The sequence below is a fragment of the Leifsonia sp. Leaf264 genome, from assembly GCF_001422325.1.
In the GTDB taxonomy this organism is placed as follows: domain Bacteria; phylum Actinomycetota; class Actinomycetes; order Actinomycetales; family Microbacteriaceae; genus Orlajensenia.
The window spans coordinates 539,719-566,581 of record NZ_LMMR01000006.1 but is presented as its reverse complement, the minus strand read 5'-3'; the positions used below and the strand labels follow the sequence as shown (position 1 = coordinate 566,581).

The following is a 26,863-nucleotide window of genomic DNA, read 5'->3' as shown; positions in this document are numbered from 1 at the left end:
GCACGCACTGTCAAGTTCCACACGTTTCCCTCACGGATCCCTTACGCGCGACGCTACTCCGCGGAGGGCGGAACAGGCGGAGGTTCGAGGACGAATTCCCAGTCGTTGCAGCGGATGGGAGTGCCGGGCGGGTACTCGAAGTCCATCTCGCCGTTGAGCGTCATCCCGGCCTTGGCGCAGATCGCGTTGGACGCCGCGTTGTCGGTGCGCGGGTAGGCGTGCACCGAGCGTCGACCGCCGACGAAGCCCGCGTGTTCGAGCACGGCGACGAGCGCCCTCGTGCCGATGCCCTGGCCCTGGTAGGCGCTCTCGACGCTCCAGCCGGTCTCGTAGACGGCGGTGTCGGCGTGCACGGCGTTCCAATAGCCGATGACGCCGACGCCTTCAGGATGCTCCGGGGTCACGATGCGGAACATGTGGGCCTCGCCCTCCCGGCCGAGCCGGAGGTACCGCTCCTGACGGGTGAGCAGCTTCTCCTCGGTCTCTGGACCGCCGAGGTAGGTCATCATCTCGGGCGCGTTGCTGCGACGCAACGTCTCGAGGTCGTCAGTACTCCAAGGCTTCAGCGTCACATCAGGCACGGGGTCATCCCACCACAGGGGGCAGACACAGCGGCACGGATGCCGGAACGCGCAGAGGAATGGGGCGGTCGGCTGTGCCGACCGCCCCAACCATCGTCGTGCTGGTCAGGCCTTGCCGCCCAGTGAGCCGAGGAACTCGGCCCGCACCTCGGCGAGGCGTCGACGCAGCAGGTCGACACTGGAGTCGTCGACCCCGGTGCGTGCAGCCTGCAGCCGCAGGTCGGTGCGGATCTGCTGGCGGAACTTGCTGATGATCAGTTCGGCGTCGCTGACGGCGCGGTTCGACGGCGTGGTGCTGGTCTCGTTCGCTCGTGTCGGAGTCGCCGTGCGCTTGGCCTCGCGAGCTGCACTCGCGAGATCGGCACGCAGGCTCTTCATGGCGGAATCGACCTCGGAGCGCACCTCGTCGGCGAGGCGGCGCACCGAGTCCGTCACCTCGTCCTCGATGCCGGCCAGCTCGGGTTCGCGGGCGGCGAGTTCGGCGCGTCCGGCATCCGTGATCTCGTAGACGGTCTTGCGACCGTCGGAGCTCTTGGTGACGAGGCCCTCCTCCTCGAGCTTCGCGAGGCGCGGGTAGATGGTGCCGGCGCTCGGACTGTACGTGCCGCCGAAGCGGTCGCTGAGCGCGGTGATGAGTTCGTAGCCGTGGCGCGGCTGCTCGGCCAGCAGGCTGAGCAGGTAGAGCCGCAGGCTTCCGTGGGCGAAGACAGGTGGGGTCATTCCGCGGCCTGCCCGTTCGTCGCGGTCGACTCCTGCGAGCTCGACGCTGCCGCCTCGCGGGCGACGACGGCGATGTCACCCGACACCGAGTTGGCCTGCAGATCGAGCCAGTCGCCGCCATCGAGCGAACCGATGACGCGCTCGAATCCCTTGCCGAGGGTTCCCTTCACCGTCGTGTCGTCGAGCTGCACCTTTCCGCCGACGGTGTTGACACGGTAGCGGGCACCGGTGCCGCGCGTGAGGCGCAGGGTGAGGTTTCCGGAGACGGTGTTGGTGTTCACGTCGCGAGGGGTCTCGGTCGCATCGACGATCATGTTGCCGGAGACCCCGTCTGCCGAGAACCGCGTGATGTCGCCGCTGGCGGTGATGTCACCCGAGACCGTGTTGGCGCGGATGCCTCCGGTGTGGCGGCCGATCGACAGCTCGCCGCTGACCGAGTTCAGGTCGAGGTCGCCGACGATGCTGTCGGTCACGATCTCTCCCGAGACCGTGCTGAGCCGGGCGTCCGCCGTGAGACCGGCGACGAGAGCGTCAGCCGTCACGACGCCGAGCTTCACCTCGACGTCACGGGGAACGAGGATGCTCACCTCGGCCTTGGCGCGACCCCGGAAGCCCTTGAACGTCTCGATGAAGTTGTCCCAGCGCACCATCGGGTGATCGATCAGCAGGCGGTCGCCGTCGATCTCGACGGTGAGCTCCTTCCCCGAAACCAGGCTCACCTCGACGCGGGCGTTCGGCTCGTCGTGGCCGATGATGTTGACCCGTCCGCCGATGAGGCTGACCTTGAGCCGGCGCACCACCTCGAGGTCGATGACCTTGGTCTGGTCGGGCTGGATGACCCATTTCTCGATTGCCATGTGGTTCTCCCTGCTGAGTGGCATCCGTGTCTCGGATGCCGGAAAATCATCGAACGCGATATATCGCGTGTCTTTGTTCTGATCACGATATATCGCGTTTCGGACGCGGTCAACCCTCGCGTCGGAGAATCATGCTTGACCTTGACGCAACGTCAACTTGTAGCGTGGGGACATCCACTGACGAGGCGAGAGGAGGCCCACCGATGGACTGGTCCATCCAGGAGATCGCGAAGCTGGCGGGGACGACGAGTCGCACCCTGCGTCACTACGGCGACGTCGGACTGCTCGAGGCCACCCGTATCGGCGGCAACGGCTACAGGTACTACGACGAGTTGGCGCTGATTCGCCTGCAGCGCATCCTGCTGCTGCGCGACCTGGGGCTGGGTCTCCCCGCAATCGGCGAGGTGCTGGAGAACGAGCGGGATTCCGGTCGTGCACTTCTCAACCACCTCACCTGGTTGCGGCAGGAGCGCGAACGACTGGCGCGCCAGATCGCGACGGTGGAGGACACGATTCTGACGATGGAGGGAGGTGAACAACTGATGGCAGAGAACATGTTCGATGGATTCGACCACACCCGCTACGAGGAGGAGGTCGCAAGCCGCTGGGGACGTGACGCCTATGCGACAGGCGATGCCTGGTGGCGCTCGATGACCGCCGCCGAGAAGAAGGAATGGCAGCAGAGGCAGGCCGCGCTCGCCGCGGACTGGGCTGCAGCAGCGTCGCGTGGTGTGGCAGCGGACAGCGACGAGGCTCAGGAGCTGGCGCGGCGACAGGCCGAGTGGCTCGGGAGCATTCCCGGCACTCCGGGCAGTGCACAGGGCCGGCCGACGAGGGAGTACTTCGTCGGGCTCGGCGAGCTGTACGTGGCCGACGAGCGCTTCGCGGCGAACTACGGCGGCGTGACCGGCGCGACCTTCGTCCGCGATGCGATGAGGGTCTATGCGGAGCAGCTCGGCTGACGCACCGCCCGTTGATCGAGTAGCGACCGAGCGCCGTGAGGACGCGTATCGAGATCACACCGGCGTCAGCGTGACGCTGGGAGTGGTCTCGATGCGGCTGCTCGCTGCGCTCGCGGTCTGCTCGACCAGCGGAACACGGGAGAGGTCAGCGGGTGGGCGTCCGCCGGCGCCCGGCTAGTTCGCCGGGGAGTCGACCGCGGGCTCCGAGGGTACGACCGATCCCTCGATGACGGCTTCAGTCGCTGCGTCCGTCGCTGCATCCGTCGTGGGCAGCCTGATGGCGAAGAACGGGATGGCCCAGCCGCACAGCGGGCCGATGAGCAGCGCGAATGCCAGCGTTCCGATGCCGACATTGCCGCCCAGCGCCCAGCCGATGGCCACGACGACGACCTCGATGCCCGTGCGCACGATCCAGATGCGCCAGCCGGTCCGGCGGTGCAGCCCGGTCATGAGGCCGTCGCGCGGGCCTGGACCGAAGTGCGCGCCGATATAGAGGCCGGTGGCGCCGGCCAGAACGAGAAGGCCGGCGATGAACACGAAGATGCGGGCGACGAGCGGCAGGTCCGTGGGAATGAGTGCCAGCCCGATGTCGGCCGACGGCCCGACGAGCAGGGCGTTCAGCACGGTGCCGATGCCCGGCCGCTGCCGGAGCGGGATCCAGAGCAGCAGCACGACGCCACTCGTGAGAATGGTGATGAGGCCGAACGAGAGCCCGGTGTGCTTCGCGATGCCCTGGGTGAGCACGTCCCACGGTGCCGCACCGATCTGGCCGCGGACTATGAGCGCGATGCCGATCCCGTAGAGGAACAGTCCCACGAGGAGCTGCGCGATGCGGCGGCTCATCAGCAGGGGTGCGGATGCGGCAGGTGCGGTCATGATGCAATCCAATTGCATGATTGGCCTTTCATCCAATATCCAATTCACCTAAAGTGGCCTCATGGCTGAGACCGTGCTGACCGCCCGTTCGCTTGAGAACCTGCTCGGCGACTGGCGCACGCGGGGAGCGGCCGCCTATCTGACGCTGGCCGAACGCATCCGTCTCCTCGTGCTCGACGGCCGCGTTCCCGTCGACACTCGTCTACCGGCCGAACGCGATCTCTCCGAGCGGCTCGGCGTCAGCCGCACGACGGTGACGGCGGCGTACAGGCACCTGCGCGAGGCCGGTTACCTCGACAGCGTGCGCGGATCGGGCAGCGCGGCCCGGCTTCCCGGAGTGAGGCCGACGGCCGCACCGTCGCACGATGCCGGCTTCCTCGACTTCAGCCAGGCCACGACGCCGGCCATTCCCGGTCTCGCCGACGATGCACGCGCAGCAGCCGAGGAGCTTCCGCTGCACCTGCTCGGCCACGGCTTCGACCCTGTCGGCATCCCGTCCCTGCGCGAGGCTCTGGCGCAGCGCTACGCCGACCGTGGACTCCCCACCAGCCCCGACCAGATCATGGTCACGATCGGTGCGCAGCACGCGATAGCCCTGCTCGCCCGCACCATCATCAGCCGCGGAGACCGCGCCGTCATCGAAGTGCCGACGTACCCGCACTCGTACGAGGCCCTGCGGGCTGCCGGTGCGAGGCTCGTCGCTGTCGGCATCACGCCGGAGTCGGATGGCGCAGCCGGTGCGGCCTTCGATACCGACGTCGCCGCCGCAGACGAGGCAGACGACCTCGTGCAGGCCATCAGGTTCAGCAATCCGGCGATGGCCTACCTCATCCCCGACTTCCACAACCCGACAGGTCGCTCGATGACGATCGAGGCACGCGAGCGGATGCTCGCAGCGGCGTCGCGCCAGGGCACGATCATCGTGGCCGACGAGACCACGGCCGAGATGGACATCGACCGCCCCAACTCGTACCTCCCGCTGGCCGCCTACGGCGACGCCGTGCTGATCGGGTCCGTCGGCAAGACGGTGTGGGGCGGCCTGCGGCTGGGCTGGATCCGCGCCGAGGCTCCGCTCATCCGCCGGCTGGTGGCGAACCGCTCCCACAACGACCTCGGGACGCCCATCCTCGACCAGCTCGTGGTGAAGCAGGTGCTGCAGCGCATGGACGACGTGCTCGCCGTCAGGCGCGAGCAGCTCCGGGTCGGCCGCGATCACCTCGAGGGCAGGCTCGCCGAGGCGTTCCCCGAGTGGACCGTGCCGCACGTCAACGGCGGCCTCGCGACCTGGGTGAACCTCGGAACGCCGGTGAGCTCGCAGCTCGCCCTGGGTGCCCGGGCGAACGGGCTGATCATCGCGGCCGGCCCGCGCTTCGGCATCGACGGGGCGTTCGAGAGGTTCCTGCGCATCCCGATCGGCTACACGCCCGAGGAGACCGACCGCGCCGTCGAGGCGCTCGCGCGATCCTGGGCTGCGCTCGGTTCGCATCCGGTTCCGGATGCCCCGTACCTGGCTGCCGTGGTCTGAGGCGTTCGCCCGCCTGCCCTACTTCTTCGCAGCGGCCTTCGCGGCCCGCTTGGTCTCGCGCACCTGGGCGAGCGAATCCGCGTCGACGATGTCGGCGACCGAACGGTGCGATCCCTCGTCGCCGTACGCACCGGCGGCCTGGCGCCATCCGTCTCCGGTGAATCCGTACTGCTTGCCCAGCAAGGCGACGAAGATGCGCGCCTTCTGGTCGCCGAAGCCCGGGAGTGCCTTGAGGCGCCGGAACACCTCGGCGCCGTCGGGGTCGCCGCGGGTCCAGAGCTGGGATGCGTCGTCGCTCCACTCCTCGGCGATCGCGGCGCAGAGTGCCTGGACGCGGCCGGCCATCGATCCGGGGAAGCGGTGCACGGCCGGGGTGGTGCGGAAGATCTCGACGAACTCGTCCTCGGGGAAGGCCGCGATGGTCGAGGCATCCAGGGTTCCCATGCGGTCGCGGATCTTCGCGGGGCCGGCGAACGCCGTCTCCATCGGCACCTGCTGGTCGAGCAGCATGCCGATGATGAGCGCGAGGGGGCTCTGGGTGAGCAGGTCGTCTGCGGCGTCGTCGCCGGTGATGTGGAGGGCCATGGGCTTCAGTCTGCTCTGCTCGTGTCGTGATCGCGAGTGCTCTCGAGCGATCTCGACACGCGTCGACGCGGTCGACGCCACTCGATCGACGACAGGGTTCACAGCTGCCCGTGACCTTCATGCAGTCACTGCAATGCGATACTGAACCCTGGTGCGTCGCCGCTGACCGCCCTCCGCCGCAACTCGCGGCATCCACACCTGTTCCCGAGGGGATCATCCGTGCACTTCCTTGCCGTTCTCAGCATGAAGAACCGCGCACTCATCGCGCTCATCACAGTGGTGGTGGCGATCTTCGGTGGCATCACGCTCACCACGCTCAAGCAGGAGCTCGCGCCGTCGATCCAGTTCCCGCAGCTCGCGATCGTGGCGACCTACCCGGGCGCATCTCCCGAAGTGGTGAACAACGACGTCAGCACGCCGGTCGAGGCCGCCATCCAGGGCGTGCCGGACCTCGAGAGCACCACGGCCGTCAGCAACACGAACCAGTCGCTCATCACGGCGCAGTTCACCTACGGCACCGACCTCGCGACGGCCGAGCAGAAGCTCACCCAGGCCATCAACCGCATCAAGGGCACCCTGCCCGACGGCGTCGACCCGCAGGTGTTCAGCGGAAGCTTCGACGACCTGCCCATCGTGCAGCTCGCCGTCACCAGCGATGACGACGAGAAGAGCCTCGCCGCCGACATCACGAAGCTCGCCCTGCCCGACATCGAGAAGGTCGAGGGCGTCAACGGCGCCCAGCTGACCGGTGCGGTCGGCCAGCGCATCACGATCACTCCCGACGATGCCGCGCTCGCCGCAGCCGGGCTCAGCAGCCAGGCCATCAGCGACGCCCTCAAGCAGAACGGCGTGCTGCTGCCCGCCGGTTCGATCACCGAGAACGACCTCACCCTCACCGTGCAGTCCGGCGCGAAGCTCGACTCGGTGGACGCCATCGCGGCCCTGCCGCTGGTGCCGACGGATGCGGCAGGGTTCGCATCCGGCATCCAGACCGTCGGCGACGTGGCCACGGTCGAGGAGACCGACGACCCGACCACCTCGATCTCGCGCGTCGACGGCAAGCCGGCGCTCACGATCGCCGTGACCAAGCTGCCGTCGGCGAACACCGTCGACGTCTCGAAGGGCGTCAACGCGCTCATCCCCGACCTCGAGGACAAGCTCGGCTCGAACGCGAAGATCACCGTGGTGTTCGACCAGGCTCCGTTCATCGAGCAGTCGATCCAGTCGCTCACCGAGGAGGGCCTGCTCGGCCTGTTCTTCGCCGTGATCGTCATCCTGATCTTCCTGATGTCGGTGCGCTCGACCCTCGTCACGGCCATCTCCATCCCGACCAGCGTGCTCGTCACGTTCATCGGCATGCAGGCGACGGGCTACACGCTCAACATCATCACGCTGGGCGCCCTCACCATCGCCATCGGCCGCGTGGTCGACGACTCCATCGTGGTCATCGAGAACATCAAGCGGCAGATGGTCGCCGGCGTCGATCGCGTCGAGACCATCCTGCGCGCGGTCAAGGAGGTCGCCGGCGCGATCACGGCGTCGACCATCACCACCGTCGCCGTGTTCCTGCCGATAGCCTTCGTCGGCGACGTGACCGGTGAGCTGTTCCGCCCGTTCGCCCTCACCATCACCATCGCGCTGCTGTCGTCGCTGCTGGTGTCGCTGACGATCGTGCCGGTGCTGGCCTACTGGTTCCTGCGTCCGCCCAAGGCGAAGCACGATGCCGTCGAGCTGCCGGCCGATGAGGGCGGTGATGCGAGCTTCGACGAGCTGGAGCATCCGTCGCGCCTGCAGAAGGGCTACCTGCCGATCATCCGCTGGACGCTCAGGCACTCGGTCGCGACCATCCTCATCGCCGTCGTGATCCTGTTCGGAACCCTGGGCCTCACCCCGCTCATGAAGACCAACTTCCTCGGGGCGACGGGCCAGAACACCCTGACGGTCACCCAGACGCTCGAGCCCGGAGCCTCGCTCGAGGCTCAGGATGCCGCGGCATCCGTCGTCGAGGACAAGCTGCGGGCGACCGACGGCGTCGAGACCGTGCAGCTCACCATCGGCTCCAGTGGAAGCGCCCTCCGTGACGCCTTCACCGGTGGCGGTGGCGGGATCACGTACTCGATCACGATGGATCCCGACGCCGATGCCACGGCCGTGCAGGCCGACATCGAGGACCAGCTCGCGCAGGTCACCGACTCCGGCGACATCGCCGTGACGGCATCGAGCGGTTTCGGCGGCGGCAGCGACATCCTCGTCGACGTCACCGCGTCGTCGAACGACGACCTGCAGAAGGCGTCGGACACCATCGTGAAGTCGCTCGACGACCTCGACTCCATCAAGGCCGTCTCGTCGAACCTCAGCGCCTCGCTGCCGTACATCGCCGTGACCGTCGACCGCGACGCGGCGGCGCAGGCCGGCCTCAGCGAGGTCGCGATCGGCAGCATCGTGTCGCAGGCCATGCAGCCGAGCACCATCGGCTCCATCGCAATCGACGACAGCACCCTGAAGATCTACCTGCAGTCGGAGAACCCGCCGACCACCATCGCCGAGCTCCAGGCGCTGCAGATTCCGACCATCGCAGGCCCCGTCGCCCTCGACACCCTCGCGACGGTGGAGGACACCAAGGGTCCGGCATCCGTCACGACGGTGAAGGGATTGCGCAGCGCCACCATCACGGCGACGCCGGGCACCGACAACCTGTCCGTGGCCAATGCCGACGTGACGGCGGCTCTCGCCGATGCGAAGCTGCCGCAGGGCGCGAATGCCGAGATCGGCGGCGTCACGGCCAGCCAGGGCGACGCGTTCAGCCAGCTCGGACTCGCCCTGCTCGCGGCCATCCTCATCGTGTACATCGTCATGGTGGCCACGTTCCGCTCGCTGCGCCAGCCACTCCTGCTGCTCGTCTCCGTGCCGTTCGCAGCGACGGGTGCGATCATCCTGCAGATCATCTCGGGCATCCCGCTCGGCGTCGCCTCGCTCATCGGCGTGCTGATGCTGATCGGAATCGTGGTGACGAACGCCATCGTGCTCGTCGACCTGGTGAACCAGTATCGACGGCGCGGCATGGGCGTGGAGGATGCCGTCATGCACGGCGCATCCCGTCGTCTGCGCCCGATCCTCATGACGGCGCTCGCGACCATCTTCGCGCTGCTGCCCATGGCGGTCGGTCTCACCGGCCACGGCGGCTTCATCTCGCAGCCGCTCGCGATCGTCGTGATCGGCGGCCTGGTGTCGTCGACGGTGCTCACGCTGGTCGTGCTGCCGACGCTGTACAACCTGGTGGAGGGCTCCCGCGACCGGCGTGCGGCGAAGAAGGCGGCGAAGGCGGAGGGTGCCTCCGCTCCCGCCTCCCCGTCCGCTCCCGCGGCGGCTGCGGCTTCCGCCGAGTAGCCCGCAGCAGCACGTCGTTTGCAGGATGAGAGCCGACACGAGCGCGATATGCGCCCGAGTCGGCTCTCATCCTGCATTCGGGGCGCTCGGCGCATTCGGGGCGTTCGGCGCATTCGCGGCATTCGCGGCATTCGCGGCGAAGTAGGGTGACGGCATGCCCACTCCCGACTTCGTCCTCGATCTGCGCCGAGTCGTCGGCCATGCTCCGCTCTGGCTGAGTGGCGTGACGGCCGTGATCCTGCGCGGCGACGAGGTGCTCCTCGCCCGCCGGGCCGACAACGGACGCATCGCGCCGATCGCCGGGATCCTCGAGCCGGGTGAGGAGCCAGCCGTCGCCGCCGTGCGCGAGGCGTTCGAGGAGACGAACGTCGTGATCGAGGTGGAGCGCCTCGCCTGGGTGCACGTGCTCGATCCCGTGACGTATGAGAACGGAGACCAGAGCGTCTACCTGGACCTGACATTCCGCTGCCGGTATGTCTCGGGCGAGCCGCATCCGGCTGACGGCGAGAACACCGAGGTGATGTGGGTGCGGCTGGACGAGCTGCACACGATCGAGCTGAGCGACGACCACCGACGACGCATCGCCTACGCCCTCTCGTCGGACGAGGCGGCGCACTTCGAGCGTTGAGCTGGGAGTGTCACCTCGGGCTCGCCGTCAGCGGCGCGCGGACACCTCCGGGCGCAGGTCGAGGCGACGCAGCAGCTGCGCGTTCGCTGCCACGATGATGGTCGACAGGCTCATCAGGATGGCGCCGACCGACATCGGCAGCACGAACCCGATCGGCGCGAGCACGCCTGCGGCGAGGGGCACCGACAGCAGGTTGTAACCGGCCGCCCACCAGAGGTTCTGCTGCATCTTGCTGTAACTCGCGCGGGACAGCTCGATGACCGACAGCACCGAGCGCGGGTCGGAGCTGGCCAGCACGACGCCGGCCGAGGCTATGGCCACGTCGGTGCCGGCTCCGATGGCGATGCCGACGTCGGCCTGGGCCAGCGCGGGGGCGTCGTTAACGCCGTCGCCGACCATCGCGACGCGAAGTCCCTCGGCCTGGAGCTCCTGCACCTTCGCCGCCTTGTCCTCGGGGCGAACGCCGGCGAAGACCCGGTCGATGCCCAGCGCCGAAGCCACCGTGGCGGCCACGGGCTCGGCATCGCCGGTGATCATCACCACGCGGATGCCCCGACGATGCAGGGCGGCGACGGCCTCGAGCGACTCCGGCCGGATCTCGTCGGACAGTGCGAGCGCGCCGGCGACCCGTCCGTCGACGACGACGTGCAGCACCGTGGAGCCCGCCTGCGCCCAGCCCGCCGCAGCCGTTGCGAGCGGGGAGGCAGCGGAAGGCGCGTGAGCCTCGGGATCGGCTGTTACGAGAGTCGCGAGCAGCGCCGGCCCGCCGACCTGAACCACATGCCCGTCAACGTCGGCGCGAACACCCACCGACGGCGACGCGACGAAGCCCGTCGCCGGTAACGACGCGAGGCCACGGAACGCAGCGTTCGCCACGATCGCCCGGGCGAGCGGATGCTCCGAGTCGGCCTCGGCGGCTGCCGCCAGGGCGAGCACGCGGTCGGGGTCGAAGCCGGGGGCTGCTGCGGCATCCGTCACCACGGGCTCGCCCTTCGTGAGCGTGCCGGTCTTGTCGAACAGCACGGCATCGACGGTGCGCATGGTCTCGAGCGCCAGGCGATCCGTGATGAGCACGCCGCCCTTCGCCGCCCGCTCCGTCGCGATCGAGACGACGAGCGGGATGGCCAGGCCGAGGGCGTGCGGGCAGGCGATCACGAGCACGGTGATGGTGCGCACCACCGCGTCGTCGGGGTTACCGAGGGCGGTCCAGACCACGGCGGTGATCACGGCGGAGCCGAGCGCGAACCAGAACAGCCACGCAGCGGCCCGATCGGCGAGGCGCTGGGCGCGGGAGCTCGACGCCTGAGCCTTCGCGACGAGGCGCTGGATGCCGGCGAGGGCGGTGTCGTCGCCGATGGCACTCACGCGGATGCGGATGGCGGTGTCGGTCGCGACGGTTCCGGCGACGACGTGGTCGCCGGGGCCGCGGGGGACGGGGCGCGACTCGCCGGTGATCATCGACTCGTCGATGTCGGCTGAGCCCTCCGTCACCTCGCCGTCGGCCGGCACGCGACCGCCGGGACGCACGATGACCACGTCGCCGAGTGCGAGATCGGCGGGGGAGACCAGCTCGGTGCCGGCATCCGTCACCCGCTCGGCCTCATCGGGAAGGAGCGCTGCGAGGGCGTCGAGCGCCGAGGATGCCTGCGCGATCGAGCGCATCTCGATCCAGTGGCCGAGCAACATGATCACGATGAGGAGGGCGAGCTCCCACCAGAAGTCGAGCTGCTGGTCGAGCAGGCCGAGGCTCGCGCCGAGGGAGGCGATGAAGGCCACGGAGATCGCCAGCGCGATGAGCAGCATCATGCCGGGCTGGCGGCTCTTCAGCTCGGAGACGCCGCCAGACAGGAAGGGCCAGCCGCCCCAGAAGAACATGACGGTGCCGAGCACCGGCGAGATCCAGGCGACGACGGATGCATCGGGCAGCTCGTACCCGAGCAGCATCGCGAACGTCGGACTGAACGCGATGACGGGCACGGCGATCGCGAGCATGATCCAGAACAGGCGACGGAACTGGGCGACGTGGTGGGCGTGGCCGCCGTGGCCTGCATGTCCGGAATGTCCGGCGTGGGCGTCGTGGTCCGAATGTCCGGCGTGGGCATCGTGTTCCGCGTGGTCGGCGTGGCCCGCGTGGTCGTGCCCGGCATGCTGGTCGTGCATCGCGTGGGCATCGTGCGCCGAATGGTCGGCGTGTCCCGCGTCGTCATGCCCGGCGTGCTCGTGCATCGCGTGGGCGTCGTGTTCCGAGTGGTCGTACCCGGCGTGCTCGTCGTGAGAGTGCGCGCCCGGGTGGCCGTGGCCTTCGTGGCCGTCATGTGCCGCCTCGTGCCCGTGCTGCGCGTGCTCGGCGTACGCATCCGTCACGACGTCCTTCTCAGCCATTACGACCCCTTTCGACCCGGTTTCCTGCAATACCCCTGGGGGGTACCTCTCCATACAACCACAGATCGCGGATTCTGTTCCCGATTCCGCCGAACGAGGCCACTCGTTAGGCTCGAAGGGTGACCGACCCCGCGACTGACCCCGACTCCGATCTCGACGCCGAACACGGTCTTCCGCACGACCCGCTCTGGCCCCGCGCCGGCGATTGGCCGTCGTTCGACGAGCTCGAGCCGGGCATCCACCCCGACCTCGCGATCATCGGTCTCCCGGCGTGGCGCACCTCGCTCTCGCCGACCGGTGCGCACGCCACTCCGGCCGCGATCCGCGAGGTGCTGCGCCGCTACAGCCCCGCCCTGATGCCCGACCGCAGCTCGACCTCGCGGCTCGTGCTCGACCACCTCGACCTGGCTGCGCTCGTCACCGTCGACGCCGGCGACGTCGACGACCCCGACGGACCCATCGGCGAGGGGCGTGCCATCGCCGCCGTGGCGGATGCCGCAGACCGAGCGCGGCTGCTCGTGGCACTCGGCGGCGACAACTCGGTGACCGTCGCCACGGCTCTCGGCGTGTGGGGTGAGGCGCTGCCTGCAGCCGGCCTCGTGACCCTCGATGCTCACTACGACCTGCGCGACGGCGAGTCGAACGGCTCCCCGGTGCGCCGCCTCATCGAGGCCGGCCTCGACGGCCGCCGCGTGGTGCAGATCGGCATCGCCGACTTCGCGAACTCAGCCGAGTACGCCCGTCGCGCCCTCGACTACGGCATCACCGTCGTGCACCGCGACGAGCTGCACCGCCGCCCGATGAGCGACGTCATGGCCGAGGCCCTCGACATCGCTGGTGCCGCGGGCGGGCCGGTCCACGTCGACGTCGATGTTGACGTCTGCGACCGCTCGGTCGCTCCGGGATGCCCGGCGTCAGTGCCCGGGGGCATCTCGGCCTGGGAGCTGCGCGCGGCGGCCCGTGCCGCAGCCGCCGACGATCGCGTGCGCTCCATCGACATCGCCGAGGTCGATGCCACAGCGGATGCCGAAGACGGACGCACTGTGCGCCTCGCCGCCCTCCTCGTGCTCGAGGCGCTGGCCGGGGTCGCCCTGCGCTAGGGGTCGCCCTGCGCTAGCGGTGGCGCTGCGCTAGCGGTCGCGCTGCGCTTGCGGTCGCGCGATCGAGTTGCCCACTTCCGGTGGTTACGGACTTCGCGACTGGCGGAAGTGGGCAACTCGGTGGCTGGGGTGGGCGACCCGAGACGCTCAGCCGAGCCGCTCGTGCAGGAACGCCACGACGCGGGCGCGAGCCTCGAGGGCCAGGTTCCCCGGCGTCTCGCGCACCTCGTCGGTGAGCACGGAGTGCGCCGTGCGGGAGAAGCCGCCGGGATTGCCGGGCGAGGAGTCGAGCGGGATGACCTCGAACGCCTCGCCGAGCCGCGCCTTGATGGTGCGGAAGCGAGCGCCCTGGGAGGCGAAGTCCTCGCTGAAGCGCAGTCCGATCGCGCAGAGGTCGCCGGATGCCGCCCGCGCGGCGACGCGATCCAACTCGGCAGTGCTCAGGCCGGGGTCTGCGATGCGCCGGGCGCCCAGGGGGAACGGAACCGACGGTTGGCTGGCGACGGCCGCGAGCACAGAGTCGTCGACGGCCGCCGCCAGCGCGAACCCGCCGGTGAAGCACATCCCGATCACGCCGACCCCCGGCCCCGGGGTGCGCTCATTGAGATCGGCGGCGACGGCGCGCAGGAAGGCGCTGACGGGGCGGGCGGCATCCGTTGCGAAGGCCCGGAACTCGCTCGAGACGCACAGCCTGGCGACGACCCCCATCGTGTAGCCGGTGCTCGCGGGACGCCCGGGCACGCCGAACGGCGACGGCACCACCACGGTGAAGCCCTGCCCGACCAGGTGCTCGGCGAGCCCGAGAACCTCGGGCGTGATGCCCGGGATCTCGGGGATGAGCACGACGCCAGGGCCGCTGCCCTTCTCGTAGCAGTCGTGGGTGAGGCCGCCGCCGGTGAAGGGCGAGACCACCCAGCCGTCGAGGGTTGCGGTGGGGGCGGCATCGGTCATGGGCTGATCGTAGCCGCAGCACCCACGCCGCTACCGTGCCGGAGTAGCGTGGACTGGCATGAAGACCCTCGTGATCGTGCGGCACGCGAAGTCCGACTGGGATGACCCGGACCTCACCGATCATCAACGCCCGCTGAACGATCGCGGGCGGCGGGATGCTCCTCGCATGGGGCGACGGATGCGGGAGCGTGGCCTCGCGCCCGACGTCGTGTTCTCCAGCAGCGCTGTCAGGGCGCTGACCACGGCCACCATCATCGCCGACGAACTGGGCTACGCGACCGATCGCATCCGGGTGCTCGACCTGCTCTACGGGGCATCGCCGGCGACGATGCTCGATGTCGTCGCCGAGTTGGACGAGACGGATGCCGACGCCGACGTCGACACCGTCATGGTGGTCGCGCACGACCCGGGTATGAGCGACCTGGCCGCGCACTTCACCGTGGATCGTGGGTCCGAGGCCATCGCCGCGATGCCCACGTGCGCCGTCGCCGAGTTCGGATTCGACACCGGCGCCTGGACGGGCCTGGCGGGGCTGCGGCCGGTCTCGGTGCTGTTCGCGGCGCCGGAGCACTCCGCCGATCGCTGAGCGCCTGACGTCAGAGCGACGCCGGGCTCCGTTCGGGCGTCGACGTCGCCCGGTCGCCTGCGAGCGAGGCGAGCTCGAGGTCCAGCGCGCTTTCACGGACGGCGTCGAGGGCCCTGCGCACCGCGCCGAGGCTGACGACGCCCCCTCCGAGACGGGACCCGACGAGCTCCGGAGCCGTCGGATCGTCATAGCCGGCGATGGAGACGCGAGCCGCGGCCAATACGGCCTCGAGCGGTTCGGCCATGGCACCGGCGATGACCACGCGCTGCACGTCGAGCAGTTCGCCGAGCACGACGCAGATACGGGCGAACCGCTCGGCGAGACGCTGGGTCACTGCCGCGGCTGCGGCATCACCGGCACCGGCGGCGTCGAGCACGTCCTGGGCGTCGAACTCGGGCAGTCCGGCGTGCCGCAGCACGCTCGTCGCCGGAACGGAACCCGTCGCCACCGCCTCGCGTGACCACTCCCTGATGAGTGCCGCCGCGCCGTCGGCCGATCCGACGCCGTCGACGTAGTCGAGCACGCGCATCTCTCCTGCTCCGCCGCGCACCCCGCGCAGCAGGTGGCCATCGACGACGATGCCGCCACCGATGCGCTCCCCGGAGAGGAGGGTGATGAACGACTCGACGCCCCTGCCCTCGCCGAGTCTCTCGGCGCCCTCGGCGATGGCGGCCAGGTTGGCGTCGTTGTCGACGAGGGCCAGGCGTCGCTCGTCCGCGAGCAGCCCGACGAAGTCGGGGTTGGACAACGACCAGAAGCCATCCGTTCCGCGCGGCGATGCACCGGTGGCGTCCGTCGGGGCCGGCACTCCGACGCAGATCGCGCGCACGCCGACGTCGGCGAGTCCGGCTGCCGCCACCGCGTCGTCGATGACGGCGCGCACCACGGCCCGCCGCTCCTCGCCGTCGGCGTCGTCGGTGATGGCCCGGCTGGCTGTCCCGAGCACGGTGCCGCGCAGGTCGGCTGCCGAGGCTGTGACGCTGTGGCGTCCGGCGTCCACTCCGACGACGGATGCTGCATCCGCCCGAAGTGCGTACCGCCTCGCCGGCCGGCCCTTGCTGTACTCGCCGACGCTGCGTGCATCGTCGAGTTCGGCGAGCCAGCCGCGGTCGACGAGTTCGTCGCAGACGCCGATGACGGTGGATCGCGTGAGCCCGGTGTGTGCGATCAGGTCGCTCGCGGTGAATGCCTGCTCGGACCAGGCGAAGCGCAGCACCACGTCGGCGTTCCGTCGTCGCAGCATCGTCGGCGATGTCGCTGCGACGGATTCGAGCACGCGCTTGACCTTTCCTCGAGGATGGTTCATTATTTCCTACACCAAGTAAATCTACATTCTATATTTACAAAGGAACGGATGCGGCCCGCTGGCGAGCCGCCGACGCACACAGGGAGACGACGACGTGCCCCACGCATCACCACGGCGCCCACGGCGCACACGAACCGCACTCGCGACCGCCGCGGTCGTCGGATTGAGCCTCGCCCTCGGCGGCTGCGCCGCGGACTCGGGCGGCGCATCCGAGATCACCTTCCTCATCAGCAAGCCCGAGGCGATCCCGTTCTTCCGCGACCTGGTGAAGACCTTCAACGCCGAGCAGTCCGACGTGCACGTCACGCTCGACAGCGCCTCCAACCTCTCGGCCGGATTCCTCCGCGGCAATCCGCCCGACGTCGGGCTGCTCAACTACAACGAGGAGATGGCGCGCTTCATGGAGCGCGGCGCCCTCTCCGACCTCGGCGACATGCCGGAGGCGAAGCGCATCCGCCCCGACGTCCAGGACCTCGTCGACCAGTACGCGACCTATCCGGGACGCACCAGCGTGCTGCCGTACTCCGTCGCAGCGGCCTCAGTGATCTACAACGTGAAGATGTTCGAGGACAATGGCGTCGAGATCCCGACCACGTGGGACGAGCTCATCGCCGCGTGCGACACGTTCCAGGCTGCGGGGATCACGCCCATCTACAGCACCTTCAAGGAACCGTGGTCGGTCGGGCAGGGACTGTTCGACTACACGGTGGGCGGCTCCATCGACGTCTCGGGGTTCTACGACGAGTTGAGTGCCGAGGGCACGGACGTGGGCCCGAGCTCGACGGTGTCGTTCGAGAAGACTCTCAAGGCGCCGGTCGAGAAGATGGTGAAGCTCGCTTCGTACACGAACCAGGATGCCGCCAGCCGCAGCTACGGCGACGGCAACGTCGCCTTCGCGAAGGGTGAGGCCGCGATGTACATGCAGGGGCCGTGGGCGCTCGGCGAGATCGCCAAGACGAACCCCGACCTCGAGCTCGGAACCTTCCCGCTGCCGGTGACCGACGATCCCGACGACCTCAAGGTGCGCGTCAACCTCGACCTCGCTCTGTGGGTGCCCGAGGTCGGCACCGACAAGGCTGCAGCGCGCGCGTTCATCGGCTACCTCATGCAGAAGCAGATCATGGACGACTACAACGCCGCCTTCCTCGGCTTCGGGACGACGACGGATGCGGCTCCCGCCACCGATCCGCGCATCCTCGGGATGCAGAAGTACTACGACGACGGCCGGTTCTACCAGGGCGCATCCAAGTTCATCCCGCTCAGCATCCCGTCAGACAACTACATGCAATCGATCGTCACAGGCTCCGACGTCGACTCGACGCTCTCGCGGCTCGACGCCGACTGGGCCCGACTCGCGCTGCGCGGGTAGACGAGCACCGGCATCCGGAAAGGACTGAACCGATGACAACAATCGCCAAGCCGGCCGGCCGCACGGCGACCCAGGCAGACACCGCCACGACCTCGCCGCCGCCCGGCGGCCCGGGTCGACGGAGGATCCGCGTCGAAGGGATCTACCTCTGGTATCTCGTTCCATCGCTCGTGCTCTTCACGCTGGCGATCACGCTGCCAGCAGTGCTCGGCATCTTCTACAGCTTCACGAACTTCATCGGATTCGGTGACTGGGAGTTCATCGGGATCACGAACTACATCGCCGTGTTCTCCGACCCGGCGATCCTGTCGAGCTACCTCTTCACCTTCGGCTTCGCCGTCGTGACGGTGCTCCTGGTCAACCTCATCGCGTTCCTGCTGGCTGTCGGGCTGACGTCGCGCATCAGGGTGAAGACGGGGCTGCGGGCCGTCTTCGTGATCCCGATGGTGATCTCGGGCATCGTCATCGCCTACGTGTTCAACTTCCTGTTCTCGAACTCGCTGCCGGCATTCGCGACTTCGATCGGCCTCGGTCCGCTGCAGGAGTCGATCCTCGCGAATCCCGATCTCGCCTGGATCGCGATAGTGATCGTGAGTGCCTGGCAGTCGATCCCCGGCACCCTGCTCATCTACATCGCCGGCCTGCTCTCGATCCCCGGCGAGGTGTACGAGGCCGCAGCGATCGACGGCGCCAAGCCGACCCGTCAGCTCTGGTCGGTCACACTGCCGCTGGTGTCGGGCTACGTCGTGATCAACATCATCCTGGGATTCAAGAGCTACCTCAACGTCTACGACGTCATCGTGGGCCTGACGAACGGCGGACCCGGAACTGCGACACGCAGCGTCGCCATGACGATCTTCACAGGCTTCACCGGCGGCGACTACGCCTATCAGATGGCGAACGCGACCCTCTTCTTCATCATCGCCGTGGTCATCTCGGTGATCCAACTCAGGCTCACCCGCGGAAGGACGGCCCTCGCATGACTCAGGCAGCAGCAAGCATCCCGCTCGGAGACTCCCGTCGGACCGCGCGAGACGAAGCTGTCACCACGAGGCGGCGGCGTGGCCGCGTCGGGCAGGAACGCGCCAACTGGGGCACGACGATCGTGCTCATGCTGGCGGCTCTCACCGTGCTCGTCCCGCTCTATGTGACAGTGTCGATGGCGCTCAAGTCGACGTCGCAGTCGGTGGACGGGAACGCGTTCTCCCTGCCGTCGCCGATCGACTTCTCCGGGTTCGCAAAGGCGTGGGAGCTCACGAACTTCCCGGTGTCGTTCACGATCTCCATCCTGATCACGGCCGTGACGGTCATCGGGACCATCCTGTTGAGCGCTCTCGCCTCCTATGCGATCGCCCGGAACTGGGAGCGCAGGTTCTTCAGGTACTCGTTCTTCTACCTGCTGGCGGCGATGTTCCTCCCGTTCACCGTCGTGGCCCTCCCGCAGATCCAGTTGACCGGCCTGCTGGGCCTGGCGAACCCGGCCGGGGTCGCAATCCTGCACATCATGTTCCAGCTCTCGTTCAGCATCCTGCTGTTCACGGCCTTCCTGCGGTCGATCCCGCTGGAGCTCGAGGAGAGTGCACGGATCGACGGCGCCACGACGAACCAGACGTTCTGGCGGCTCGTCTTCCCGCTGCTCGCCCCGATGAGTGCGACAGTCGGCATCTTCGCCTTCCTCGCCTCGTGGAACGACTTCATGATGCCGTCGCTGATCATCGCCGATTCGGCGCAGCAGACCCTGCCGGTGGTGCAGAACATCTTCCAGACGCAGTTCAGCACCAACTACAACGTGTCGTTCGCCTCGTATCTCATGGCCATGGCCCCGGCGATCATCGCGTACCTGTTCACCCAGCGTTGGGTCATGGAAGGCGTCACGCAGGGCGCCGTCAAGGGCTGACGCATCCGATCCGCACACAGCCACCTCAAGAAAGGAAGAGCGCTTGATCACTGTGCTCGACACCCCGCCCGATGCCATGGAGGATACGGAGGTGATGAACTCCGATCCCACCTGGTGGCGCCAGGCAGCCGTGTACCAGATCTACCCCCGCAGCTTCTCCGACGCCGACGCCGACGGCATCGGCGACCTGCCCGGGATCACGGCGCGCGTGTCCTACCTGCGCGACCTCGGCATCGACGCGGTCTGGCTGAGCCCGTTCTACCCGTCGGCGCTGGCCGACGGCGGTTACGACGTCGACGACTACCGTGACGTCGACCCGCGGCTCGGCACCCTCGCCGACTTCGACGCGATGGTGGCGGCGCTGCACGGAGCCGGCATCAGGATCATCGTCGACATCGTTCCGAACCACACCTCGAATCGGCACGAGTGGTTCGTCGAGGCGCTGGCATCGCCGGCGGGATCGGCCGCGCGAGCGCGCTACATCTTCCGCGACGGCCTCGGCGAGAACGGCGAGCTGCCACCGGCCGACTGGACCAGTGCGTTCGGCGGCCCGGCCTGGGAACCCGTCGGCGACGGACAGTGGTACCTGCACTACTTCGCCACCGAGCAACCCGACCTGAACTGGGACAACCCCGAGGTGCACGAGGACTTCGTGCGTACGCTGCGGTTCTGGTCGGACCGTGGGGTCGACGGCTTCAGGATCGACGTCGCCCACGGGCTGAGCAAGAAGCTCGACGCCGAGCTGCCGACCCAGGCGGAGATGGACGCCATGCCCCACGACGGCGGCCACCCGCTCTGGGACCGCGACGAGGTGCATGAGATCTACGCGGAGTGGCGCCGGGTCTTCGACAGTTACGACCCGCCGCGTACGGCTGTCGCGGAGGCGTGGGTCGACTCGTCGCGACGCCCCCGCTACGCCAGCCCCGACGGGCTCGGCCAGGCGTTCAACTTCGACCTGCTCGAGGCGGAGTTCGACGCCGACGAGTTCCGCTCGATCGTCGCGGCGAACCTGGCCCTGGCAGCGGCATCCGGATCATCGACGACGTGGGTGCTCTCCAACCACGACGTCGTGCGCCATGCGACCCGCTACGGACTGCCGCCGCGTTCCAGCGCCGGTGAGAAGCACGGGTCGCAGTGGCTGCTGTCCGGCGGCACCGCCCCGGTGCTCCTCCGTGAACAGGGGTTGCGTCGGGCACGGGCCGCGTCGTTGTTCATGCTCGGCCTGCCCGGGTCGGCCTACGTCTACCAGGGCGAGGAGCTCGGCCTGCACGAGGTCGCGGACATCCCGGCGGCCGAGCGTCAGGATCCCGCGTACTTCCGCAATCCCGGGGTCGACATCGGGCGTGACGGATGCCGCGTGCCGCTGCCCTGGACGCGCGCCGGCTCGTCCTTCGGCTTCGGCGACGACTCGGCCCACCTGCCGCAACCGGCCTGGTTCGGCGACTCCTCGGTCGAGGCCGAGCAGGGTGATCCGGGCTCGACGCTGTCGCTCTACCGCGACGCCCTCGCTCTGCGACATGCCCTGCAGACGGCGGAGGAACTCGAGTGGGTCTCCACTGATCGTGCCGACGTCCTGCATGTCCGCCGCCCGAACGGCTGGGAGATCGTGCTGAACTTCGGCATCGAGCCGGTGGCGCTGCCAGCAGGCGAGGTGCTCATCACGAGCGCTCCGCTCGACGGAGGCCGACTGGCCGGCGAGTCCGCGGTGTGGTTGCGCTCGGCGTGACGGCACGCCGGCTTTTCGACTGAGAGCGGTGTGCGGGTGGTTCAGGCCGCCCGCACGCCGTCCTTCCAGACCGCCGCGACCTGGGGAACGCCCGGCCTGTAGGCCAGGTGCACGTGGCTCGGCGCGCTCAGCTGCACGAGGTCGGCACGGGCGCCGGGTCGGATGACGCCCACGTCGTCGCGGCGCAGTGCTGCAGCGCCTCCGGCCGTCGCGGCCCACAGTGCCTCGCCCGGGGTCATGCCCATGTCGCGCACGGCCACGGCGATGCAGAACGGCAGCGAGCTCGTGTAGCTCGACCCCGGGTTGCAGTCGCTCGCCAGCGCCACGGTCACGCCCGCGTCGATCAGGCGGCGGGCATCCGGATACGGCTGCCGAGTCGAGAACTCCACGCCCGGCAGCAGCGTCGCCACGGTGCCGAATCCCGCGGTGCCGGATCCAGCGGCGCTGCCGGATGCAGCCAGCGCCGCGATGTCGGCATCCGTCAGGAAGGTGCAGTGGTCGACGGATGCCGCCCCCAGCTCGACGGCCAGCTGAACGCCGGCGCCCTCGCCGAGCTGGCTGGCGTGCACTCGGGGAAGCAGGCCGGCAGCGAGGCCGGCCTCGAGCACCCGACGCGACTCCGCGATGGTGAACGCGCCGGTCTCGCAGAACACGTCGATCCAGCGGGAGTGCGGCGCGCAGGCGGCGAGCATGTCTCCGACCACGAGGTCGACGTAGGCGTCGCGGTCGTCGGTGTACTCGGCCGGCACCACGTGCGCCCCGAGGAAGGTGACCTCCTCGGTCACCTCGTTGGCGAGTCTCACGGCGCGCTCCTCATCGGCGACGCTCAACCCGTAGCCGCTTTTGATCTCCACGGTCGTCGTGCCCTGGGCGCGCATCTCGGCGATGAAGCCGGCCAGCCGCATCCGCAACTCGTCATCGGAGGCCGCGCGAGTTGCAGCGACCGTGGAACGGATGCCGCCCGCCTCGTAGCGCCGCCCCGCCATCCGAGCCTCGAACTCGACGGCCCGATCGCCGCCGAACACGAGGTGGGCGTGCGAGTCGACGAACCCCGGGATGACGGCGAGTCCGCCGGCGTCGACGACCTCGCGCTCGCCGTCGAGGTCGATCGAGTTGCCCACTTCCGCCTGTGCGGCGGTCGTGCGACTGTCGGAAGTGGGCAACTCGACGGCCCGACCGACCCAGGCGATGCGCCCATCCTCGATGAGCACGGCGGCGTCGCGGATGATGCCGAGCATTCCGCCGTCGCGACCCGACGCCGGGTCGTTCGTGACGAGTTCGCCGATGTCGGTGATGACCAGGGTGCTCACGCGCCCATCCTCCCCGCTCCGGCTGCCGCCGTGTGAAGGCACAGCGACGACGCCGTCCGCGTGATCACTGGGGTCGGCGCGGGATTGCCTTCAGATGGATGGCGGAATGCCTTCATACGGTGGCTCACTCCTCCATCGGGATGCGCAGGCCGCGCTCGTGAGCGACCTCGCGGGCGCGGTCGTAGCCGGCGTCGACGTGGCGCATCACGCCGGTGCCGGGGTCGTTCACCAGCACCCGCTCGATCTTCTCGGCGGCGAGAGGTGTGCCGTCGGCGACGATGACCTGGCCGGCGTGGATGGAGCGGCCGATGCCGACGCCGCCGCCATGGTGGATCGACACCCAGGTCGCGCCCGAGGCCGTGTTCAGCAGGGCGTTCAGCAGCGGCCAGTCGGCGATGGCGTCCGATCCGTCGGCCATGGCCTCGGTCTCGCGGTAGGGCGATGCCACCGATCCCGAGTCGAGGTGGTCGCGGCCGATGACGACGGGCGCCGACAGTTCTCCGGATGCCACCATCTCGTTGAACTTCAGGCCGGCGAGGTGGCGCTCCTTGTAGCCGAGCCAGCAGATGCGGGCGGGCAGCCCCTCGAAATGCACCTTCTCTCCGGCCTGGGTGATCCAGCGGCGCAGGTGCTCGTCCTCGGGGAACAGCTCCAGGATGGCGCGGTCCGTCGCGGCGATATCGGCCGGGTCGCCCGAGAGCGCAGCCCAGCGGAACGGGCCCTTGCCCTCGGCGAACAGCGGACGGATGTAGGCGGGCACGAAGCCCGGGAAGGCGAACGCCCGCTCGAAACCGCCGAGCTCGGCCTCGCGGCGGATCGAGTTGCCGTAGTCGAACACCTCGGCTCCGGCATCCTGGAAGCCGACCATCGCGGCGACCTGCTTGGCCATCGACGCGCGGGCGCGGAGAGTGAACGCTTCGGGGTCGGATGCCGCGAGCTCATGCCACTCCTCGACCGAGACGCCCTCGGGCAGGTAGTGCAGTGGGTCGTGCGCGCTGGTCTGGTCGGTCACGATGTCGATCGGCACGTTGCGCTCGAGCAGCTCGGTGAACACAGTCGCCGCGTTGCCGACGACGCCGACCGAGAGCGGCACGCGTGCCGCCTTCGCCGCGAGGACGCGCTCGAGCGCCGCGTCGAGGTCTGTCGTGTACTCGTCGAGGTAGCCGTGCTCCACGCGGCGGGCGAGTCGCGACTCGTCGACGTCGACGATGAGCACGACCCCCTCGTTCATCGTGACGGCGAGGGGCTGTGCTCCGCCCATGCCGCCGCATCCGCCCGTCAGGGTCAGGGTGCCGGCGAGGGTCGCGCCCGCGAGCTGTGCCGAGTTGCCCACTTCCGCCAGTGGGAAGGCGTCTGCACGGGCGGAAGTGGGCGAATCGGCGCCGCGCGGCACGCGGGCCGCCAGCTTGCGCGCGACGGCCCCGAAGGTCTCGTACGTGCCCTGCAGGATGCCCTGGGTGCCGATGTAGATCCACGATCCGGCCGTCATCTGGCCGTACATGGTGAGGCCGAGGGCCTCGAGGCGGCGGAACTCGGGCCACGTCGCCCAGTCGCCGACGAGGTTGGAGTTGGCGATGAGCACCCGCGGAGCCCACGCGTGAGTGCGGAACACGCCCACAGGCTTACCCGACTGCACGAGAAGAGTCTCGTCGTCGTCGAGGGTCTCGAGGGTGCGCACGATGGCGTCGTAGGCCTCCCAGCTGCGGGCGGCCTTGCCCGTGCCGCCGTAGACGATGAGGTCCTCGGGGCGCTCGGCGACCTCGGGGTCGAGGTTGTTCATCAGCATGCGCAGAGGCGCCTCGGTCTGCCAGCTCTTCGCCGTGATGGTCGTGCCGCGGGCGGCGCGGACAGTGCGAGCTGTCGTGGGTGCATCGGTCATGCATCGATCACACAGCACCCGGATGCCGCGGACAACCGACGCCGCCACCCGAGTGTCCGGGATCCCAGACGTCGGCGGTTCGCCCGTGCACGGCATCCGTGGTCCGTGTCACAGTGGGGTCATGTCGCGTTCGGTCGCGCTGCTGCGCGGGATCAATGTCGGTGGCAGGAATGCCGTGCCGATGTCGGCCCTCGTCGACTGCTTCAGCGACGCCGGCTACACGGGCGTGCACACCCACCTGCAGAGCGGGAACGTGCTGTTCGAGGCGAAAGTCGCGACGGGACCGAAGCTCGAGGACGCCCTCGAACGGATGCTGCTGCAACGCTTCGAGATCCCGATCCTCGTCGTGGTGAGGTCGCACGACGAGTTCGCGGCGACGATGGCGGCCGCCCCGGCCGACCACGGCTCCGAGAAGCTGCGCAGCGACGTGTACTTCCTCAAGCAGCCGCTCACAGCCGACGAGGTCTGGCCGCACCTGCCCGAACTCCGCGACGGCGTGGACTCGATCGCCCGCGGTCCCGGCGCGCTCTACTTCTCGAGGGTCGCGGCGCAGGCCACGAAGACGCGCGTCCAGAAACTGATGGCGCTGCCGGTGTTCCAGCAGATGACTGTACGCAGCTGGCGCACGAGCACCCGGCTGATGGAGCTGCTCGACGAGGGCTAGTCGCCGAGTGCGACTCCGCGTGCGGCGAAGAACGGCATCGGGTCTGTGCGCACCCCGTCGAGTCGCACCTCGACGTGCAGGTGACATCCCGTCGATGCTCCGGTGCTTCCGACGAGGCCGATCGGTTCGCCGACCTCGACCTTCTCCCCGACGCTCACGACGGTTCCGCCGGTTGCGAGGTGGGCGTACGCGGTCTCGACGCCGCTTCCGTGATCGATGAGCACCCAGTTGCCGAGGGATCCGAACCAGCCGGTGTCGACCACGGTTCCGGCCGTCGCGGCGCTGATCCAGGTCGAGCAGGCGGCAGCGATGTCGGTGCCGTAGTGGAAGGGACCTGCTCCGGCCGGCTGCTCCGGCCGGGGCCCGTAGCCGTCGGTGATGTTCCCGAGAACCGGGCTGATCCAGCCGGCGTCGCTGAGCTGCCCGCGGTCCACTGCGCTCGGGATGCTGGACGCCACCCCGGATGCTGCGACCTGCAGGCGAACCGTCGCGAGGGCTGCCGTGGCGGTCCCCACCGTGCTGTTGGCCGCATCCATCGCGAGCTGCATCTCATCGAGCGGGACCGATGCGGCCTTCTGGGCTGCATCCGCCGCCTTCTCACGCAGTTCCTCGGCCCTGGCGGCGTCGGCCTTCATCCGCACGCCGAGATCGGCGGGATTCGCCGAGATGCGGTCGAGCTGCTTGACCGCGCCGAGTGCGCTGAGGAGGTCGCCGCCATGGGTGTCGAACAGGACGTCGAGCGTGCTCGGCCCCCCGTGAGTTCCCGTGGAGTGCGCCACCTGCAGCAGGGCGCGGGCGGAGGTCTGCGCCTGGAGGTCTGCCGCGTCAGCGAGGGACTCGAGCTTGTCGGAGACACTGCGTGCTGCATCGACCTCCGCCTGCGCCGACCTGTAGGCCTGCGAGGCCTTCGTGTAGCTCGCGCGCGCGGCGTCGAGCTTCGTCTTGGCCACGAGCATGCTCGCGGCGCGGGCCTTCGCCAGGCTGGCGAGGGCTGTGGACATGACGACGGGGCGGCGCACCGGGATCTGCGAGCCGGCGTCGTCCGGCTGTCCTGTCGGCGCCGCGATGGGCGGTGCGGTGGGCTCCGGATCGGCCGGGCCGGTGGTCGGCTCCGTCGTGGGCTCAGGGGAGGGAGTCGGCGTCGCCGTCGGCTTCGGAGTCGGCGTCGCGGTCGGCTTCGGAGTTGGAGTCGGTGTCGCAGTCGGCTTCGGCGTCGCCGTCGGTTCGGGGGTGGCGGTCGGTTCCGGCGTCGCGCTCGGCTCGGGCGTCGCCGTGGGCTCCGGGGTGGCGCTCGGTTCGGGCGTCGGGGTGGGAGTCGCAGTGTCCGTGCAGGCGGCGTCGGTCTGCCCGTCCGAGGGTTCGGGAGCCGGCGTCGACGTGGCATCGCTGATCGCCGTCGAGTCGCATCCCTCGGCCAGAGCCGCCGACGGCGCGCCGAGGATGCCGAGAGTCGCCGCCAGCGTGACGGCTGAGAGCAGCGAGATTCGGCGGACGACCCCCCGCCGTACCGCCGGTCGTGCTTCCGTCGAGTTCTGCATATGCACTGGATTCCATCTTCGGGTGATGGATGGC

The 26,863-nt window shown here is 69.2% G+C and carries 22 protein-coding genes; 11 read left to right on the top strand and 11 right to left on the bottom strand.

The window, feature by feature from the left end; genetic code table 11:
• Nucleotides 1-53 precede the first annotated feature (53 nt).
• The 3 genes from ASF30_RS15665 to ASF30_RS15655 form a co-directional block, all read right to left on the bottom strand.
• Nucleotides 54-581, bottom strand: coding sequence for a GNAT family N-acetyltransferase (locus ASF30_RS15665; protein ID WP_055908582.1), 528 nt, complete (start codon nucleotides 579-581; stop codon nucleotides 54-56).
• Nucleotides 582-686: 105 nt separating this feature from the next.
• Nucleotides 687-1,301 (bottom strand): PadR family transcriptional regulator, encoded by a 615-nt coding sequence (locus ASF30_RS15660; protein ID WP_055908579.1) that lies wholly within the window; start codon nucleotides 1,299-1,301, stop codon nucleotides 687-689.
• Nucleotides 1,298-2,158 (bottom strand): DUF4097 family beta strand repeat-containing protein, encoded by an 861-nt coding sequence (locus ASF30_RS15655; protein ID WP_055908576.1) that lies wholly within the window; start codon nucleotides 2,156-2,158, stop codon nucleotides 1,298-1,300. Before ASF30_RS15655 ends, ASF30_RS15660 begins: the two co-directional genes overlap by 4 nt.
• A gap of 203 nt (nucleotides 2,159-2,361) precedes the next feature.
• Here ASF30_RS15655 and ASF30_RS15650 point away from each other — a divergent pair, with 203 nt between their 5' ends.
• Entirely contained in the window at nucleotides 2,362-3,120 is a 759-nt protein-coding gene (locus tag ASF30_RS15650) for a MerR family transcriptional regulator (RefSeq protein ID WP_055908573.1), read from the top strand.
• 174 nt (nucleotides 3,121-3,294) lie between these two features.
• Here ASF30_RS15650 and yczE read toward each other — a convergent pair whose 3' ends face one another.
• On the bottom strand, nucleotides 3,295-3,996 hold the full coding sequence (gene yczE / locus ASF30_RS15645; protein WP_235480356.1) for a membrane protein YczE: 702 nt from the start codon (nucleotides 3,994-3,996) through the stop codon (nucleotides 3,295-3,297).
• A gap of 61 nt (nucleotides 3,997-4,057) precedes the next feature.
• Here yczE and yczR point away from each other — a divergent pair, with 61 nt between their 5' ends.
• On the top strand, nucleotides 4,058-5,521 hold the full coding sequence (gene yczR / locus ASF30_RS15640) for a MocR-like transcription factor YczR (RefSeq protein WP_055908570.1): 1,464 nt from the start codon (nucleotides 4,058-4,060) through the stop codon (nucleotides 5,519-5,521).
• Between the two features lie 18 nt (nucleotides 5,522-5,539).
• Here yczR and ASF30_RS15635 read toward each other — a convergent pair whose 3' ends face one another.
• Nucleotides 5,540-6,106: an HhH-GPD-type base excision DNA repair protein gene (locus tag ASF30_RS15635; RefSeq protein WP_055908864.1), complete on the bottom strand. Its 567-nt coding sequence runs from the start codon at nucleotides 6,104-6,106 to the stop codon at nucleotides 5,540-5,542.
• A 219-nt stretch (nucleotides 6,107-6,325) separates the two neighbouring features.
• Here ASF30_RS15635 and ASF30_RS15630 point away from each other — a divergent pair, with 219 nt between their 5' ends.
• Together ASF30_RS15630 and ASF30_RS15625 are read left to right on the top strand one after the other, a co-directional pair.
• Nucleotides 6,326-9,493, top strand: coding sequence for an efflux RND transporter permease subunit (locus ASF30_RS15630; protein ID WP_157497451.1), 3,168 nt, complete (start codon nucleotides 6,326-6,328; stop codon nucleotides 9,491-9,493).
• 154 nt (nucleotides 9,494-9,647) lie between these two features.
• On the top strand, nucleotides 9,648-10,121 hold the full coding sequence (locus ASF30_RS15625) for an NUDIX hydrolase (RefSeq protein WP_055908568.1): 474 nt from the start codon (nucleotides 9,648-9,650) through the stop codon (nucleotides 10,119-10,121).
• Nucleotides 10,122-10,148: 27 nt separating this feature from the next.
• Here ASF30_RS15625 and ASF30_RS15620 read toward each other — a convergent pair whose 3' ends face one another.
• Nucleotides 10,149-12,347: a heavy metal translocating P-type ATPase gene (locus tag ASF30_RS15620; protein ID WP_055908859.1), complete on the bottom strand. Its 2,199-nt coding sequence runs from the start codon at nucleotides 12,345-12,347 to the stop codon at nucleotides 10,149-10,151.
• A 275-nt stretch (nucleotides 12,348-12,622) separates the two neighbouring features.
• Between ASF30_RS15620 and ASF30_RS15615 the strand changes: the two genes are divergently transcribed.
• Nucleotides 12,623-13,603, top strand: a complete 981-nt coding sequence (locus tag ASF30_RS15615; RefSeq protein WP_055908565.1) for an arginase family protein — start codon at nucleotides 12,623-12,625, stop codon at nucleotides 13,601-13,603.
• 147 nt (nucleotides 13,604-13,750) lie between these two features.
• On the opposite strand, the gene ASF30_RS15610 is transcribed toward ASF30_RS15615, so the two are convergent.
• On the bottom strand, nucleotides 13,751-14,554 hold the full coding sequence (locus ASF30_RS15610; RefSeq protein ID WP_055908562.1) for a dienelactone hydrolase family protein: 804 nt from the start codon (nucleotides 14,552-14,554) through the stop codon (nucleotides 13,751-13,753).
• 58 nt (nucleotides 14,555-14,612) lie between these two features.
• Here ASF30_RS15610 and ASF30_RS15605 point away from each other — a divergent pair, with 58 nt between their 5' ends.
• Entirely contained in the window at nucleotides 14,613-15,140 is a 528-nt protein-coding gene (locus tag ASF30_RS15605; RefSeq protein ID WP_055908558.1) for a SixA phosphatase family protein, read from the top strand.
• Nucleotides 15,141-15,150: 10 nt separating this feature from the next.
• Here ASF30_RS15605 and ASF30_RS15600 read toward each other — a convergent pair whose 3' ends face one another.
• A complete protein-coding gene (locus ASF30_RS15600) occupies nucleotides 15,151-16,446 on the bottom strand; it encodes an ROK family protein (RefSeq protein WP_055908555.1) in 1,296 nt (431 codons plus the stop codon).
• Between the two features lie 94 nt (nucleotides 16,447-16,540).
• Here ASF30_RS15600 and ASF30_RS15595 point away from each other — a divergent pair, with 94 nt between their 5' ends.
• From ASF30_RS15595 to ASF30_RS15580, 4 genes are all read left to right on the top strand, one after another.
• The gene (locus ASF30_RS15595; protein ID WP_055908552.1) at nucleotides 16,541-17,815 is read left to right on the top strand and encodes an ABC transporter substrate-binding protein; all 1,275 of its coding nucleotides are present in this window, start codon (nucleotides 16,541-16,543) and stop codon (nucleotides 17,813-17,815) included.
• A gap of 32 nt (nucleotides 17,816-17,847) precedes the next feature.
• A complete protein-coding gene (locus ASF30_RS15590; RefSeq protein WP_082467895.1) occupies nucleotides 17,848-18,798 on the top strand; it encodes a carbohydrate ABC transporter permease in 951 nt (316 codons plus the stop codon).
• Nucleotides 18,795-19,712 carry a carbohydrate ABC transporter permease gene (locus ASF30_RS15585; RefSeq protein WP_082467893.1) on the top strand — a complete coding sequence of 306 codons (918 nt, stop codon included), beginning with the start codon at nucleotides 18,795-18,797 and terminating at the stop codon, nucleotides 19,710-19,712. The genes ASF30_RS15590 and ASF30_RS15585 overlap by 4 nt, the downstream gene beginning before the upstream one ends.
• A 76-nt stretch (nucleotides 19,713-19,788) precedes the next feature.
• Nucleotides 19,789-21,438 carry a glycoside hydrolase family 13 protein gene (locus ASF30_RS15580; RefSeq protein ID WP_055908851.1) on the top strand — a complete coding sequence of 550 codons (1,650 nt, stop codon included), beginning with the start codon at nucleotides 19,789-19,791 and terminating at the stop codon, nucleotides 21,436-21,438.
• Between the two features lie 41 nt (nucleotides 21,439-21,479).
• On the opposite strand, the gene hutI is transcribed toward ASF30_RS15580, so the two are convergent.
• The gene (hutI, locus tag ASF30_RS15575) at nucleotides 21,480-22,748 is read right to left on the bottom strand and encodes an imidazolonepropionase (protein WP_055908549.1); all 1,269 of its coding nucleotides are present in this window, start codon (nucleotides 22,746-22,748) and stop codon (nucleotides 21,480-21,482) included.
• 124 nt (nucleotides 22,749-22,872) lie between these two features.
• Complete coding sequence (hutU, locus tag ASF30_RS15570) at nucleotides 22,873-24,627, bottom strand: urocanate hydratase (protein WP_055908546.1); 1,755 nt, start codon at nucleotides 24,625-24,627, stop codon at nucleotides 22,873-22,875.
• Between the two features lie 121 nt (nucleotides 24,628-24,748).
• Between hutU and ASF30_RS15565 the strand changes: the two genes are divergently transcribed.
• Entirely contained in the window at nucleotides 24,749-25,291 is a 543-nt protein-coding gene (locus ASF30_RS15565; RefSeq protein WP_055908848.1) for a DUF1697 domain-containing protein, read from the top strand.
• Here the strand turns inward: ASF30_RS15565 and ASF30_RS15560 are convergent.
• The gene (locus tag ASF30_RS15560) at nucleotides 25,288-26,829 is read right to left on the bottom strand and encodes a M23 family metallopeptidase (protein ID WP_055908543.1); all 1,542 of its coding nucleotides are present in this window, start codon (nucleotides 26,827-26,829) and stop codon (nucleotides 25,288-25,290) included. The two genes, ASF30_RS15565 and ASF30_RS15560, sit on opposite strands and share 4 nt — an antisense overlap.
• Between the last annotated feature and the right edge of the window lie 34 nt (nucleotides 26,830-26,863).